A 16,489-nucleotide genomic window follows, 5' to 3' on the forward strand; every position below is an offset into this window, starting at 1 on the left:
TTGTCAAACCTCCTGGTAAACTAGTTTAATGTAGCCAGTACTGCTCCTGCTTCAATGGCGTCGCCTACTGCCACATCGATACTAGCAACTGTACCCGCTTCCGGGGCTACTACTGGGATTTCCATCTTCATAGCTTCGATAATGATGACTGTATCTCCCGACTGTACACTCTGTCCTACATTTGCTTCGATTTTAAATACCTTTCCCGCTGCTCCGGCTTTCACCTGAATGCTTCCTGCCCCTGCTGCTTTCGGTGCCGGTGCTGGTGCAGCCTTTGGAGCTGCTTTCGGTGCAGCTGCCGGTACTGGTGCAGCCGGTGCCACGCCCGCGCCTTTTTCTTCTACTGTTACATCATACACATTTCCATTTACTGTAATTGTATAGTTTTTCATTTTCGTTTCCTCCTGATTAATTCCATTTATTTGATTTTCTTCTCTTAATTGAACGGACAATAAAGCCGTCTGTAGAAGTTCCTTCCGAAGCAGCTACTGCCGCTGCGATAACTGCAGCCAGTTCTTCGTCTCCCTGATTAGGCTCTGACACAGCTGCCTTTAGCTCTGCTTTCGGTACAGCCGGCGTTTCTGCTGCCTCTGTCTTAGCCTGTTTTTTGAATTTCTTTTCAATTGCAGGAATAAACTTAAACAGGGAAATAATAAATGAAATAAAAATCAGTACTACGAATACAGTTCCCATACCTAATATTGTATTCAATCCTGCTTTTTCAAGAATTTCTCCCAGTGAATACTCTGCACTGACAGTCAGGCTTTCCATATTCATATCTTCATCAAAGACAAATTCGATCGTCCCGTCTCTGTCCTCAAAGTCTGCCGGAGCTGTCAATTTCACACCTTCATTTGTCGTTTCCATTTCAAACGCGTCATTTTTCTGATAGGTGCCGCATTCTTCCTGCCCGGCCTTCCACGCTTCGATCATCGTCAGAAAATCAGCCGGTTCCATTTTAATCCCTGATTGAAGCAGAGTCAGATTCAATTCTAAGTCAGACATAGATTCAAAGGTTTCAAAATCCTCCTCTGTCATCATGCTGAAATTATAGAGAATCATATTAGCCTGTTCTTCCAGGGTGCTTTTATCATATTCTTGTACATCGGACTTGCTGCCACATCCTGTAAAGCTAAGGACGAGAATGAGGACAAGTCCTAATAAACTAATTTTTTTCTTCACTTCGCCTCACCTCACTAAACCGTACCGTGCTTTTTGTCCGGACGATCCTCTCTCTTTGTGAACAGCATTTCAAACGCACCGATCACATATTTTCTTGTATCTGCAGGCTCGATGATCGCATCTACATATCCTCTTCTTGCCGCAGACATTGGGCTCGACTGCAGTTCTTTATATTCTGCCGCTTTCGCCTTTAACATATCCGCATCTGCATCTGCATACATGATCTTTGCCGCAAGCGCAGAGTCCATCATTCCAATTTCTGCTGACGGCCAAGCATACACCATATCTGCTCCTATAGATTTACTGTTCATAGCCACATAAGCGCTTCCATATGCCTTTCCTACGATCACATTCACTTTTGGAACTGTTGCGTTTGCAAATGTATAAGTCATTCTTGCAACGGCTCTGGCCATATTTTTCTCTGATTCCACTGTTGCCGCAAAACCGGACACATTTGTAAGTGTCAACACTGGGATAGAAAACGCATCACAGAAATTCACAAAATCAATTGCCTTTTTACAGCCGTCTACAGTAAGTCCACAGCCAAATTCCGCGGAAACCTTTCCTTCTTCATCATATGCCTTAGAACGATTTGCAACGGCGCCTACCGTCATTCCGTTCAGACGCAGAAAACCTGTCACCATATCTTGAGCGTACTCTTTCTTTGTTTCAAAAAAGTTCTGATCATCTGCCAGCATAGCAAGCGCGATCGAAGTATCTTCTGCCGCGTTTGCAATCTCTGCGCAGACACGGTTCAGATCATCTGTGCACTCTACGTAAGAAAGATCATCTTCATAATTAGCCGGGATCATACAGATAAGAGACCGTATCTGTCCCAAGATTTCTTCTTCTGTTCCGATCCCATCTACCAGACCTGCTGTTGCACTCTGGTACTGCGCACTGGATGTATCACATTTAGAAATTTCATTTCCTTCCAGAGCATTCGGAGAATTCACGAACAATCTTCCTTCTTTACTTTCCATAAAAGTAAAATCCGTAAGTCCCGGTACAACGGCAAGGCCACCGCCGCACATGCCGAAGATCGCCGTGATCTGTGGAACCACGCCGGATGCCATAGATTGTTTGTAATAAACACTTCCAAACGCCTCAAGAGCATCTGTCGCCTCCTGCAGTCTTAAGCCCGCACAGTCGATCAATCCGATGACCGGCGCTCCCATTTTCATTGCCATATCATAAATATTGGCAATCTTCTTGGCATGCATTTCGCCAATAGCTCCCTTTAATACAGTTGCGTCCTGGCTGTATACATACACAAGATTTCCGTCGATGACCCCATATCCTGTAATAACGCCATCAGAAGGAGTCTCTTGTTCCTGCAGATTGAAATCCGTGCTTCTGGCTGTAACAGCACCGCCGATTTCAACGAAGCTTCCCTCATCAAGCATAGTGGCAATTCTTCTGCTTGCTGAGTTTCCTGTTGCATTGTAGCTCATATTCTAGCCCTCCATATAAATAAATTTGTTTTAAATAAACCAAAATTTCTGCCAATTATAAGTATATAACATCTACGTTAAAAATTCAATTCATAAATACCCAAAATGACATTTTTTTCACATAATGAAATCCCGCTATTTTCAGAATGAAATCCCACTCTCTAAAACTTGCAAGATCACTGTATTTGTCGTGTCTTCTTTAAAATTTCCAAAGACATATGACAAAGTTTTTCCGCACAACGGATAAGGCTTTTTTACATGCATTTTTTCTATTTTCTTTCATAAATATTAAATGTAAAACAGACTGTCTCCCCTCTTCTTCCCCCTCTTTTCTTGTCTACATAATGAAAAATCACAAAACAAAAATTGCAATTATCTCTTCTACAAAAAATAACTATTTTTTATAAAACACGAAGAAAAACAGCTATAGCGGCGTGTCTGTGTAATGGGACGTCCAACTATAACTGTTTTCTCTATTTTCTCATTTCTTAAATCAAGCCTTTCTGTTTCTAAACTGTACTGGTGTGATATTATACATTTTCTTAAATATACGATTAAAGTGTTCTACGTTTTGATACCCTACAGTTTCGGCTATACTCTCAACGGTAGCATTGCTGCTTCTGAGCATGGCTCTTGCTTTTTTCATTCTTACTTTTTTCAGAATGTCGCCAAACGTCATACCGGATTTTTCTTTGATATATTTAGAAAGATACGGTTTGGAAAGGAAGAATTTTTCCGACAGATCATCCAGCGTCACTTCCTTGTAATTGGCATAAATATAATTCGTGATTTCTAAAAGTCTTTCATCCTTGCAGGAATCCAGATTCGCAATTTCTTCTATCTTATTTACAGCCACTACCAAAGCCTCCACCGACGCTTTGATAATATCTGCGTCAATTCCAACACCCCAGTATTTCTTTTTATTACAGATCACACCCACATAAGCAACCGCTCTGGAGGAAGACCCTTTTGTCAGCGAATGTTCTTCATAAAACGCAAGTTCATAACTAATATCAAAATACTGCTTGATCGCATTGCTGACTGCATCCAGACGCCCATTTCCTACGCCCATGATCACACGATCATTTCCTTTGTGATGGATCGTCGCCTCTGCTACGATCCCATCTTCCTGTTTAAAATGACATGCATCGACTGTAAACGTGGTCTTTGCATTAATATAATGGTCTTCAAAAATATGGTATACCCAATCTGGAGTCAGCTCTTTGTGTGCTTTGTCCGATACATCTTTCACAAGATATCCGACTTCCTCCTTCATTTTTTCCGGAAGGCTGATACCAAAACTCTGTTTTAAAATATAGTTGATTCCACCTTTTCCTGACTGACTGTTGATCCTGATCACATCAGAATCATATCTTCTGCCTACATCCTGCGGATCAATGGGCAGATAAGGAACCGTCCATGTACTGCAGTTCTTTTCTTCTCTCCATGCCATTCCCTTTGCGATCGCATCTTGGTGGGAACCGGAAAATGCTGTAAATACTAATTCTCCCGCATAAGGCTGACGCGGTGAGACCTTCATCCGTGTAACTCTCTCATACACTTCGCATATATCACTCATATCCGAAAAGTCCAGTCCCGGATCCACCCCCTGTGAAAACATATTCATAGCCAGCGTGATAATATCTACATTTCCGGTTCTCTCTCCATTTCCGAAAAGTGTGCCTTCGATCCTGTCTGCCCCTGCCAGTATTCCCAACTCCGCATCACTGATCCCAGATCCTCTGTCATTATGTGGGTGCAGAGAAAGTATAACATTTTCCCGATAAAGCAGATGCTTATGGAAAAATTCTACCTGGCTCGCAAATACATGCGGCATTGCATTCTCAACTGTCGTAGGAAGATTGATGATCGCTTTATTCTTCTTCGTCGGTTTCCACACTTTTAAGACCGCATTACATACCTCCAGCGCATACTCCACCTCTGTCCCCTGAAAACTCTCCGGACTATATTCAAATGTAAAATTTCCATCTGTTTCCTGTGCCAGTTTCTTTAAAAGTTTCGCACCGTCCACGGCAATCTTCTTTATCTGTTCCTTGTCTTTTTTAAACACCTGTTCTCTTTGTGCCACAGACGTAGAATTGTATACATGTATAACAGCATGAGGTGCCCCTTTTACTGCTTCAAATGTCTTCCTGATAATATGCTCTCTGGCCTGTGTAAGTACCTGTATTGTCACGTCCTCGGGGATCATATTCTGTTCGATCAGCGCCCGCAGGAATTGATATTCTGTTTCTGAAGCGGCAGGAAAACCAACTTCAATCGACTTAAAGCCTACATCGACTAAAAGTTGGAAAAACTCCAGCTTTTCTTCCAGACTCATCGGTTCGATCAGAGCCTGATTTCCATCCCGCAGATCCACACTACACCAGGCAGGAGGCTTCTCTATGTAATCTTTTTTCACCCAATCATAACATTCTTCTGGAGGCATAAAATAAGTTTTCTCGTATTTCGCACAGTTTTTCATTTTTCTTCTCCTTATATTTTATCAATTTCATTGTCTTTTTTTATTTTCCCTTATACTACCACAGTAATCCCCTATATACCAGTGGCAATATTAATCATTTATATTGATTTATTTTAACCTACGCATTCTCATTTAAAAAATATTTTCGAAAAATATATGTACTACTCCAGAAAAAGGAACGCTTTTCAACGTTTTCTTCTGCTAAAATTTCATATTCCGCAAGCTTTTCTTCTCCAACCGAATATACCGCTTTTCCGATCACACTGCCCTTTTTTACAGGAGCTGTTATTTCCTCCGGTATTTTAAATTCTACCGTGATCTGCTCATCTTTACGTAAAAGGAGTTTACATTCTTTCCCAGTTACCGATACCGCTGTTTTCGCTTTTTCTCCCGGCAGGAAAGTTTTTGATACGCCATTTTGTACGAAAATCGTATGGACCGGAAGATCTTTCCATACGTCTCTATATTGATAATTATCCAGTCCATACTGCATAAGCTTTCTTGTATCTGCCCATTTATATCCTTTATGGTTCGGCCATCCGCAGGCAAGAAGAACCACGATAAAGGTCCTGCCTCCATCAGTCAGCGCCCCTACATAGCAATATCCTGCATCTGCCGTAAAACCCGTTTTTCCCGAAATTGCTCCCTCCATCATGGCAAGAAATGCGTTGTGATTAACACAATGATACTCTGCAGTGCCTTCACAGTCTGAAAAGCTATATTCTTTCATCTGTGTGACCGTAAGAAACTCTTTTGCTTTTGGTGAACTCGTAATACAATATTTCATGATCACTGCCAGTTCTTCTGCTGTCGTATGATGGTTTCCGGTTTCATCTTCTCCATCCAGACCATTTGGCGTGATAAAATACGTATGGCTACAGCCTAATTCTTCTGCCTTTTCATTCATTTTTTCTGCAAATTTTTCTGTGCTTCCCGCAATATGTTCTGCTACCGCAACAGCCGTATCATTATGCGATTCCAACATCAAAGAATACAAAAGGTCTTTTAAATAAAACGTCTGGCCTTCACGCATACCTAATTTTACCTGCGGCTGTACTGCCGCCTCTTTGCTCACTGTCACTTTTTCTTCCGGTTCTCCCAGTTCCAATGCCAGTATACACGTCATGATCTTCGTCGTACTTGCCATAGGACGTTCTTCTTGTCCGTTTTTCGCAAATAAAATACGCCCGCTGTCTGCATCCATCAAAACTGCTGACTGGGCGTATAAATTTTGGGGTTCCTCTATTTTCTGTTCTGTTTCTTTTGTCTTTTCTTCCTCCAAGGCTTTTAAAGACATTCCCGGCAGTGAAATAAAAATAAGTGTCAAAAAAAGAATCACGCATACTATCCGTTTTCCCATACTGCCTCCACAGTATACTCTTACTACTATCTATGTTGCCTCCGGATAAAATAGAACACCTATATATCCAGTTTCAACTGCGCCTCATCTTCCGCTTCCTCCTTAAAGTGTTCGATCTGTTCTTCGTTCAGAGAAGGCAGATCTTCTAAAGACTGCACGCCAAACCGCCGTAAAAATTCTTCTGTCGTTTTAAATAAAAGCGGTCTCCCCGGAGCCTCCATCCTGCCTGCTTCTTCCACAAGTCCATATTCTACCAGTTTATTTACCGCATGATCTGATTTCACCCCTCGGATTTTCTCAATCTCTAACTTTGTCACCGGCTGTTTATATGCGACGATAGACAATGTCTCCAACAAAACATCCGTCAAAACATATCTCTTAGGCTGTTTGGCGATCCGGATCAGATATTCATAGTCTTCCTTTTTCGTGCACATCTGAAACGAATCGTCTAATTCGATAATACGTATGCCTCGATTTTCTTCTTCGTAGCTGTCCATCATGTTGTGGATGATCTTTCTTGTCGTATTTTCATCATGTTCGATCGCCGCGGCGATCTTATTCAATTCTACCGAATCACCCATCGTAAAGAGAATAGCTTCAATGATTCCCTGCAATTTTTCAATCTCCATCTGTTTATACATTCCTTTCAATCATAATCTCACCGCAGATATCCGATTGTTCCACATGGATCGTCCCCATTTTCATCAGCTCCAGCACCGCGAGAAAAGTAACGACTGTCTGCATCCTGCTTCTTTGTTTCTCCAAGAGCTGCCGAAAAGAAAATTTTCTATGTTTTTCTATATAGTCTTTGATATAGGCAAGTTTATCATTTAACGTCACTTCTTCTTTTTCTATTTTTCCAAACTTACTTCTGACCGGATCGATCTTTTCGTCCTGTCGTCTTAAAACATCCTGAAACACACGGTGAAGTTTCTGCAAAGTCAGATCTTGCAGCAGCATGTCCAGATCCACAGGTTCCTCATATTCCTGTACCTGAAGCGGTACAGTTGACTTTTTATAAAATACACACTGCGCCTCTACCTGCCTGTCTTTTAACTCCTCTGCCATATATGTATACATTTTATACTGAAGAAGCTGTTCTACAAGCTCCTTTCGTGGATCTTCCTCCTCGCCGTCGTCATTGATCTCTTTTGGAAGAAGCATTTTACATTTAATATCCAAAAGAGTGGCCGCCATCACAAGGAACTCACTCATGATATTTAAATCCTCTCTCGGCATATTTCGTATGTACTCCATATACTGATTGGTGATCTCTACGATCGGAATATCATAAATATCTATTTTATTTTTATCGATCAGGTGCAGCAAAAGATCCAGCGGACCTTCAAACACCTCCAGTTTTACCGGTATCCCCATATCTCCTCCATCTTGTTTTATACACATATGTATATCAACTTTACCCATTATACGGGAATTTTTCTGTTTTCACAAGGAAATCTTTTCAGCCGGATGAACGAGAGATACAGAGACAATCTCCGCTTTATTAAACAGGCGGATCTTGATCGTGTGCATCCCCAGGCCGCGGCTTACGATCACCGCCTGTCCGTTCTCTTTTTGCATTTCTCCGGAATATTTTGGGAATAGTTTAAATTGCGGAGTGATCACTCCTCTCCATCCCGGAAATCTGACAAGTCCGCCATGCAGATGTCCTGCCAACACAAGATCTGCTCCCCATTTTTTATAAGCTTCTGCAAAAGCCGGATTATGGGCCAGCAATATATGCAGTCTTTCTTCTCTAGCATCTCCAATACATTTCTTGATATCTTCCGCGCAGATTGAAAATGTCTGAAATTTTTTATATGTATGCAGCGGCAGTTCCAAGCCGCTGATACAAAGAGCCGTCCCTCGTATATCTATATTTACACTTTCATTTTCCAAAAAATATACACCGGCTTTTTGCAGCATCTTCTTGTAGTTTTCATATGCACTGCAAAAATAGTCTTCTCCTTCTTTCATTCGCTGCTCGTGGTTCCCATTTACATAATACACGGGACAGATCCGGGGCAGCCGGCTTACAAAATCAAGCGCCGGCTTTGCCGAAACGCCCCGCTTCCCTATCAGCATGTCTCCGCCGATCAAGATAAGATCAGGCTTTTCCTCCCCCACAGCCTCATATAGCACTTCATTCGTATTTCCATATATTTTATTGTGCTGATCACTTAAAAAGAGGATCTTTATTTTTTCGGACGAAGGGGATACTTTTTTCGTCTGAAATACATATTTTGTAACTTGAAATATTTTTTGTTCTCTATACATTTCTCCAATACATAAAAGCAACGCTGCCGCTGCCATCCCCCCTAATACCCCTAATGTTTTCAATCTGCCATCCCCCTTATGCTTCTGGTACTTTCTTGTCATTATGCCATATCATGTCTTTTTCTATTATAAAACATAGTCTATATTTGGTACAGACTTTCTTTTTTTCTCTCACAGGCAGACGGCATACACTTTTTGCGCTGTCAAATACATACTTGTTTGAAGACCCTCTTCAGATGATCCCATATACCTGCCTTTTTCACGTTTTCTTCTGCTATGATCATTGTACTGCCTATTTCTTTTCCGTTCAGTTTATAGATAATCTTTCCAATCTGTTCTCCTTTTTTCACAGGCGCTTTTACCGGTTCTTTTATTTCCACACTTTTTGTAATTTCATTTAAGTTTGCCCCGGTCGTGTCCATATATGTAAATGTCTGTGCATATCCGCAGGCAGCCTTCTCGTGGACGCCGCCTTCAACAGCAATTGGCTTCATCTTTTCTGGTTCTTTATCTCGATAGACCTGGCATTTTCCAAAACCATAATTTAACAGTGTCGTAGCATCCTTAAATCTCAGTTTTGAATTTTCCGCTGCCATAACGACTGCGATCAGTTCCACACCGTTTTTTTCTGCTGTCGCAGAAACACAAAATTTCGCGTCCTCGGTAGAGCCGGTTTTCAATCCGGTCGTATACTCATACTGTCTTACAAGTTTGTTTGTATTCGTTAGCCCAAATTCGGAACTTCCTTTTCCCGTCGTATGCGTGATGTTTTCCATCCATACCATGCAGTATTCGTGTATCTGAGGATATTTTGTGATCAGCTCTCTGGACATCAACGCAATATCTCTTGCACTTGTTTCATGTCCTTCTGCATCCAATCCATTACAATTGACAAAATTTGTACTTTCCATTCCCAGTTCTCTTGCCCGTTCATTCATCCTGCGAACAAATTCTTCCTCATTGCCGGCTATATATTCTGCCATTGCCACACAGGCATCGTTGGCGCTTGCAACAGAGATGCACTTGAGCAGCGTATCCACCGTCTGCATTTCTCCGACCTCCAGAAAAACCTGTGAACCTCCCATGGATGCGGCATATTCCGAGGTTGTCACTTTATCCTCCAATGAAATCTTGCCTTCTTCTATTGCATCAAATATCAGAAGAAGCGTCATGATCTTAGTTACGCTTGCCGGGGGTCTTTTCGTGTCTGCGTCCTTTTCGTATATCACACTGCCCGTAGATGCCTCCATTAAAATCACGGACGGCGCACTGATTTCCAGACCGCCTGTCTGTTCGATATTTTCCTGTTCTTCTCCTCCCTCATTCTCAACTGTGTTTTCCTCCTGTTCCTCCTCATACAAAATCTCTGTTCCTACCGGCATGGCATATACACTCTGCACACACAATAAGGCACTTAAAAGCACTCCCAAAACTGCTTTCATAAAATAACTCCCTCTACTATATCGTCTATTACCAATATAGTAGAGGAAGCCTAAAAATAGAACAGGAACCCTCTTGTCATAATAGTACGACAGCATATCGTCCAATGAGATCATATATCTCTGTAAATTCTTTCTGTTTCCTGTCGATCGTTCCCATAAGTGGATCCTGAACGATCAAAATATCCTCTTCTAAATCATACCCGGAAAGCACGACACAATGTTCCGTATCATACCACGGAAACGTACTTTCTTCCTGTTCTGTCAAAATAGGAGCTTCCATGTACATAGAAGTCCACACAGCCACCGGATGTCCATCCGCTACATAATGGAGTAATTCTTCCATACTTTTTCCTGTAAGATCCACAGCCTCTAGAGAAGATTTTTGGGCTGTGAGATATTTTTTTGCTGTCTGCACGATCGTGGGCGGAAAACAACCTGCTCCTTCATATGTAGTCGGATTTCCTACGTATCCTTCATCCAAATCCCAGTTTTTACTATAGACCAGATATTCCTCGGCAATGGTCATCTTTTCCAGATCAAACCCTTCGTACGCAAGCAGCATAGTCAAGGATACCGCTTCACAGCCAGTAGGAAGTTCCGGTTCCTGATAGATTGGTTTCACATCCAAGGCCACTGAAGAGGGCAAGCGCTTTTTTTCTATCTCCCTCATCATTTCTTCTATACTTTTGTTCTGTTTACTGCTTTCATATTTTTTCTCTGAAGCCGGCACATCCGGTGCTTCCACGTGTTCCTCGGAAAGACAGGCGTTTTCTGTGATCACACTTTCACATCCGGCAGTACTTACCACGGATACCAAGAACAGTAAAAACGCCACTATATTTCGACCCCTCTTCATATATATTTATATCCCTTCCTTTTTCATTTGCTTTTCCCTGACCGTTGTGTCGCCACACCATATACAACACTTACTTTCCACGCATCCTGATCGCGTATTTGATGACACCCTCTTTCTTATTTTCAAATATATCATATGCTTCTATACTATGCTCCAATGTAGTCCGATGTGTGATCATACATTCTGTATTCAAATTTCCCTTTTCAATTTCCTCCAATATTTTTTTGCAGTCTGCCGCATCTACTCCTCCGGTCTTAAATGTCAGATTTTTTCCGTACATATCCGGAAGCGGGAGGAGCTGCGGGCTTTCATACATTGCTACGATACCGACCACTGCATTGGGACGCGCGATCTTCCACGCTAGCTCAAATGTCTCACAAGTTCCGGCTGCTTCTATTACAAAATCTGCACCTCTGCCTTCTGTCAGTTCCCGTATTCTTTCCTCTATACGATCTGATCCGGAATCTAGTACTACATCTGCTATCCCTTTTTGTTTCACCACTTCCAGCCGCTGCTTATCTATGTCTATGGCGATAAGTTTTGCCGGATGGTACAGAGCCGCACAAAGCATTGTGCAGATCCCCGCCGGACCAGCACCGATCACAGCCACCGTATCTTCCGGATGTATCTCTGCCATTTTTGCCGCCCAGTAACCGGTAGAAAGTAAATCTCCTGTAAAAAGAGCTGCTTCATCGCTGACAGATGCCGGTATCTTCGTCAGTCCATTATCCGCATAGGGAATACGTACATACTCTGCCTGTCCGCCATCTATCCTACATCCTAACGCCCATCCGCCATTTTTATCCTGGCAGTTGTTCACATACCCTTTTTTGCAAAAATAACATTCTCCGCAGAATGTTTCCACATTGACTGCCACTCGATCGCCAGGCTGTATTTTCCTTACCGCGCTTCCGGTCTGTACGACTTTTCCCACAAATTCATGCCCCAGTATGACACCTTCCTTTGCCTTGGGAACCATCCCGTGTTTGATATGAATATCGCTGGAACATATGGTCGTTAATGTTACTTCCACCAACGCATCTGTGTCTTCCCGAAGTTCAGGTATCGGACGTTCTTCCAGCCCAATCCTCCCATTTCCATGATATACGACTGCTTTCATATTCTTTTTTCTATCCTCCTGTTCAACCACAAAGTTTATAACGTTTCCAGAAGCCTTTCCAAGGAAAATAAATTCTCCTTTCTTAAAAGCTGCTCCAGGATCTTTTTATTTTTATCCGAATGTTCCACTTCCCGCGCAAACTGATGTACCAAATCCGCCGCCTCTTCCAGGCTTTTTTCTTCTTCCATATTTTCTATATCCATCGCCCATAGCATTTCCCGCAGCAGGATCGTACATACGAACGAAAATTTACATTTGCTGTAGGCGTCGCTGTCATATACGGCTCCGCAGAAATAGGTAAACAAAAAATAAACCATGATCTGTTCTGTCCAGATTTCCATTTGCCTTCCCCCACTTTTTTCAGCCTGTTTCTCAGACGTTCGTTTCTTTTGATCGTGTCTCTGCCGCAGCGCAGATAAATAAGCGGGCCATTCTTTCTTTAATACTTCCAGCTTATCCAGCAGCCGGAAGCATTCTCTTATAATACTTTCTTTCTCCTTTAGGTACCCCTCTTTTTTTCGAATCTCTTCTACTCTTTTTTGAAACCACACAAGCCCCTCCGGCTGCTCATATCTTGCAAAAAGCTTCTCTGTTTCTGACAGTGCATTTTTGTCGATCCGTTCCTGCAGATCATGGGACATCGATAAGACCATTGCCATTCTTGCGTCAATGGGATGCTTCCTGTCTTGTAAAACAGCAATCATCAAATCTCTGGCATCCATCAGCTTGGTAAATAAGAAAAAGTCAAATTCAGAATAGTCTCTTTCCTCTTTGTCTGTTTCTGCTGTCAGAAACCTTACCGGCTCTTTCATCCCCAGTACAATTTTAGCTACTTCAGGACAAGATAGACAAAGCGAAATTTCCCTAAGTCCTTCATATTCTTCTATATGCCTGGGATACTGCCTGCATGTCCTGCACAACATTTCTTTCCCTGCTTCCCGGTAAATATCGCATAGATTTTCCTCATTTAAAAATGCACATCTTCCCCTGTAGGTCCGAAAGGAACCTTCCTTCCAGTCAATCTCATTTTTCAGACGGTTCCCAAAATCTGTTTTTGTTTTTTTGTATTTTCTCAAAGAGTTTTTATCGATCATGATCTTCCAGCCTGCACAGCAAGTATCCGGGCATTTCCCTGCCGTGCACGTAAATTCTTTATAATAGTGCAAAACTGTATACTGCATATTCTTTCCTCCTGTTTTTATTGTAACATGCCTCTGCTCATCTGCAATACAGCAAAATGGTTTCGCTGTCATTTTTCTTGATTTTTCCTTTTTTATGGCGTATATTTATCATGGGTAGAATAAATAATGAACAATAATAAGGAGGTTGGCATGGGGACTCGTACATACTATGAAATCCTTGGCGTATCCCGCGATGCAACATTGGAAGAAATCACCAGCGCAAAAAATGCGCTGGCAAAAGTCTATCATCCAGATGCAAATATGCAAAACGATATTGATACAACTGCATATATGCAGGAAATACTGGAGGCTTACCGGATACTTTCTCATCCGGAAAAAAGAAAAAAATACAATCAAAAATTATTCGGAAAACAGCAGCGCGTCTTCCGTACTTATACAATGACAGATCTAAAAGAAGAAAAAACTTCTTCCCCTTCTTTTGTTACCTACTGGAACGCTGCCTGCAAATTGAATGAAACGCTTGAACAAAGTATTCATCTGATGGAACATAAGACATCGAAAAAACGCCTTCCCCAAAAGCTGTTCAAAAAAATAGGGAAGGATGCAAAAGAAAATACATTCCGTACTCGCCAGCTGAATCAATTATCTCTGCAGGCGATCCAATATATCGCTATTTTAAAAAATGCTGAAATCCCGATGGATTACTGGAATCTTGACGCTATGAACTGGGTTCTGGTTCACTGGGGACAAAAACAAAACATAGATTATCTTACTCTGTTTGCCAGATATGACGCTTTCGTAGAACAGAATAAAACTAATGCGGAAAAACTACGGCTGAAATCTTGCAACCGGCAATTTCACCACAATTTGAAAAAATTGCTCTCCTACGCTTTAGAGGCGTAGGAGACATTCTTTGAGGAGGGCTTCACAGCCCTCTTTTACATCCTCGTACGTTGTGTCAAAATCACCTGTATACCAAGGATCTGCAATATCTCTTGGATAATCTGAAAAGTCCAGAAGACGATATACCTTTTTCTTCGGATCCTCCCCTAAAATCCGCAGCATATTCCGCAGATTCCACTCCTCCATCCCGATCAGATAGTCAAATTTCCTATAGTCCGCCTTCTCCATCTGGCGTGCCTTGTGGTCTCCGCAGGGAATCCCTACCTCTTTTAACTTACGACGAGTGCCGTGGTGAACGGGATTGCCAATTTCCTCTCGGCTGGTGGCCGCGGAATCAATATAAAACGAATCCGATAGTTCGGATCTATGTACCAAATCTTTCATAACATATTCTGCCATGGTGCTGCGGCAGATATTGCCGTGGCACACGAAAAGCACTCGAATTCTCATAATTTCTCCTTTCAAACTGCGAAATAATGCCCAGTTTTGCAAGGTTTTGCCAACTTTTCTGCAAAATCTTATCTACACAGAATCTGTGATACATTCTACAATTTTTTGCAAATCCGTGCAAAACACAGCCGTCAATCGTAGTCAAAACGTAGTATAAATCATTCCTGATTACTACTGGTATTTTCTCGCCTTTTTATAAATTACCACTATTATACCATATATGAAGATACTTCTGAATATAATTTTTACGCAGTAAAAAAGGGAGCTGTCCAGTTGCAACTCCCTCTGCATATACTTTTCGCTTCCATATTAAATTGCTCGGAACATTTTCTGGTTCATCGGTTTCTCCTGTCCTTTTTCCATTTCTCTCCGCACTTTCTCCACATCTTCCATTTTCTTCAGCTCATCAGCAGCATCTTCCAGTCCCCAATGGGTATAGGTGTTCATTGTGACGCTGATATCCGAGTGTCCCATCAAGTATTGCAAAGTTTTTGGGTTCATACCCGACTTCGCCATATTGGAACAGTAGGTGTGTCTACATACATGCGGTGTGATGTTCGGCATCTGCACTCTGTAAATATCATTGTAGCGTTTTACCATGTGATTCAGTCGATGTTGCCAGTGCATTGCTACTTCTGGATTTCCGTTTTTATCAAGAAACAGAAATCCCGTATGCCCCTTTATCATTTTCTCATATCTCGGCTTCTTCCTATCTTCAAGGATTGACCGAAAACAATCTGCCACATCCTGTGTGATCGGCAGTTTCCTTGTTCCTGCATCAGTTTTGGTAGTATCTAGAATGTACTTCATATCCGAAGTTCTCTGCAACTGGTGGTCAATGTTTACGATATTATTTTCCAAATCAATATCGCTAATTGTCAATCCGCAGAATTCCGAAATTCGCATTCCTGTGTGAAAGAGAATATAAATTACCTCATAATATTTACAGTACACATTATCATCATGCACGAATTTCAAGAACTTATTCATTTGTTCTTTTGCAATAGCTTCTCTGGTTACGCTGTCATTGACTACCACACCCGCCAACTGAAATCCAAATGGATTTTCTCCATCCGCTGTGTATGGAAACCATGTAAAATTTATTTTTTCCTCTGTGATTTCAATTTCTGTGCTGTCCGTTCGAAATGCCCGTTGGAGGAGTGTCTGCTTATTTGCTATGATTTTCTGCAAATTTTCCAAAGCTGTATCGGTAAGGCTTTCTCTCGGTATTGCTACAGTCAGCTTATCCTGTTGCATTGGCACTGTTTTCGTTAATTCTGCATCAACCTGAAACCCTCGTTTCTGTAACTGCTGAATCAACTCTTCCACCGTTTCTTCCATTGTTCCTTCTGGAATATGTAACACGCCCTCTTTGTCCAGTCGGTATCCTGCAATGTTATATGCGCAGCTTGGTACCTATTCATAATGCGGTGGTACTCCCAGTATATCACCAATCGCCTGTGCCAGCTTCGGTCTCTGTTTCAATTCCAATGTAAATCTGATTTCATTCTTCATAATATGTACCCACTTTCTTTTTTCGATAGTACATATATCACTCTGACGACGCAGAATAGCAAGACATTTCTGCTTATATTACTGCCAAAATGTGCGCATAAAATTTGTGCTTTTTATGCTGTTTTTCACACGATTTTTCTGCATATTTCGGTACTATCCGGCAAAACAAAATCAGCTAATACAACGATATTGTGCGGATATTTCCATATAATTTAAATTTGATGGGTATCCCCCCTGTTTAATTCTGCGAAAATTCGCACGAAAGGGGGCGGCGGTCTTCAAGAAGAAAGTCTGTAGAGATTT

At 41.7% G+C, this 16,489-nt stretch carries 15 protein-coding genes; 1 reads left to right on the top strand and 14 read right to left on the bottom strand.

Annotated features, from left to right (window positions below; translation table 11 throughout):
- Window positions 1-20: 20 nt before the first annotated feature.
- The 12 genes from WKT01_RS01020 to fliB form a co-directional block, all read right to left on the bottom strand.
- Entirely contained in the window at window positions 21-392 is a 372-nt protein-coding gene (locus WKT01_RS01020; RefSeq protein WP_059069623.1) for a biotin/lipoyl-containing protein, read from the bottom strand.
- 16 nt (window positions 393-408) lie between these two features.
- The gene (locus WKT01_RS01025; RefSeq protein ID WP_117974191.1) at window positions 409-1,182 is read right to left on the bottom strand and encodes an OadG family transporter subunit; all 774 of its coding nucleotides are present in this window, start codon (window positions 1,180-1,182) and stop codon (window positions 409-411) included.
- A 14-nt stretch (window positions 1,183-1,196) separates the two neighbouring features.
- Window positions 1,197-2,636, bottom strand: coding sequence for an acyl-CoA carboxylase subunit beta (locus WKT01_RS01030; protein ID WP_059069627.1), 1,440 nt, complete (start codon window positions 2,634-2,636; stop codon window positions 1,197-1,199).
- 493 nt (window positions 2,637-3,129) lie between these two features.
- Window positions 3,130-5,121: a 2-isopropylmalate synthase gene (locus tag WKT01_RS01035; protein WP_059069630.1), complete on the bottom strand. Its 1,992-nt coding sequence runs from the start codon at window positions 5,119-5,121 to the stop codon at window positions 3,130-3,132.
- 118 nt (window positions 5,122-5,239) lie between these two features.
- Complete coding sequence (locus tag WKT01_RS01040) at window positions 5,240-6,481, bottom strand: D-alanyl-D-alanine carboxypeptidase family protein (RefSeq protein ID WP_340311317.1); 1,242 nt, start codon at window positions 6,479-6,481, stop codon at window positions 5,240-5,242.
- A 59-nt stretch (window positions 6,482-6,540) separates the two neighbouring features.
- Window positions 6,541-7,110 carry an SMC-Scp complex subunit ScpB gene (gene scpB, locus WKT01_RS01045; protein WP_059070471.1) on the bottom strand — a complete coding sequence of 190 codons (570 nt, stop codon included), beginning with the start codon at window positions 7,108-7,110 and terminating at the stop codon, window positions 6,541-6,543.
- A gap of 4 nt (window positions 7,111-7,114) precedes the next feature.
- Entirely contained in the window at window positions 7,115-7,858 is a 744-nt protein-coding gene (locus WKT01_RS01050; RefSeq protein WP_059070472.1) for a segregation and condensation protein A, read from the bottom strand.
- A gap of 69 nt (window positions 7,859-7,927) precedes the next feature.
- Window positions 7,928-8,821: a metallophosphoesterase gene (locus WKT01_RS01055; RefSeq protein WP_242866635.1), complete on the bottom strand. Its 894-nt coding sequence runs from the start codon at window positions 8,819-8,821 to the stop codon at window positions 7,928-7,930.
- Between the two features lie 140 nt (window positions 8,822-8,961).
- Window positions 8,962-10,200 (bottom strand): D-alanyl-D-alanine carboxypeptidase family protein, encoded by a 1,239-nt coding sequence (locus tag WKT01_RS01060; protein WP_117974189.1) that lies wholly within the window; start codon window positions 10,198-10,200, stop codon window positions 8,962-8,964.
- A 76-nt stretch (window positions 10,201-10,276) separates the two neighbouring features.
- Entirely contained in the window at window positions 10,277-11,056 is a 780-nt protein-coding gene (locus tag WKT01_RS01065) for a C39 family peptidase (RefSeq protein WP_117974187.1), read from the bottom strand.
- Between the two features lie 70 nt (window positions 11,057-11,126).
- Complete coding sequence (locus WKT01_RS01070; RefSeq protein WP_117974185.1) at window positions 11,127-12,176, bottom strand: alcohol dehydrogenase; 1,050 nt, start codon at window positions 12,174-12,176, stop codon at window positions 11,127-11,129.
- 35 nt (window positions 12,177-12,211) lie between these two features.
- Window positions 12,212-13,357, bottom strand: coding sequence for a flagellin lysine-N-methylase (gene fliB, locus WKT01_RS01075; RefSeq protein WP_117974334.1), 1,146 nt, complete (start codon window positions 13,355-13,357; stop codon window positions 12,212-12,214).
- A 150-nt stretch (window positions 13,358-13,507) separates the two neighbouring features.
- On the opposite strand from fliB, the gene WKT01_RS01080 reads away from it, so the two are divergent.
- On the top strand, window positions 13,508-14,221 hold the full coding sequence (locus WKT01_RS01080) for a J domain-containing protein (protein ID WP_059069640.1): 714 nt from the start codon (window positions 13,508-13,510) through the stop codon (window positions 14,219-14,221).
- Here WKT01_RS01080 and WKT01_RS01085 read toward each other — a convergent pair.
- Both WKT01_RS01085 and WKT01_RS01090 read right to left on the bottom strand, forming a co-directional pair.
- Window positions 14,210-14,671: a low molecular weight protein-tyrosine-phosphatase gene (locus WKT01_RS01085; RefSeq protein ID WP_270394723.1), complete on the bottom strand. Its 462-nt coding sequence runs from the start codon at window positions 14,669-14,671 to the stop codon at window positions 14,210-14,212. The genes WKT01_RS01080 and WKT01_RS01085 overlap by 12 nt on opposite strands.
- Window positions 14,672-14,980: 309 nt before the next feature.
- Window positions 14,981-16,012, bottom strand: coding sequence for a site-specific integrase (locus WKT01_RS01090; RefSeq protein WP_270394725.1), 1,032 nt, complete (start codon window positions 16,010-16,012; stop codon window positions 14,981-14,983).
- Between the last annotated feature and the right edge of the window lie 477 nt (window positions 16,013-16,489).

Source organism: Mediterraneibacter sp. ICN-202921 (assembly GCF_037890075.1).
Taxonomy (GTDB): Bacteria; Bacillota; Clostridia; order Lachnospirales; family Lachnospiraceae; genus Mediterraneibacter; species Mediterraneibacter massiliensis.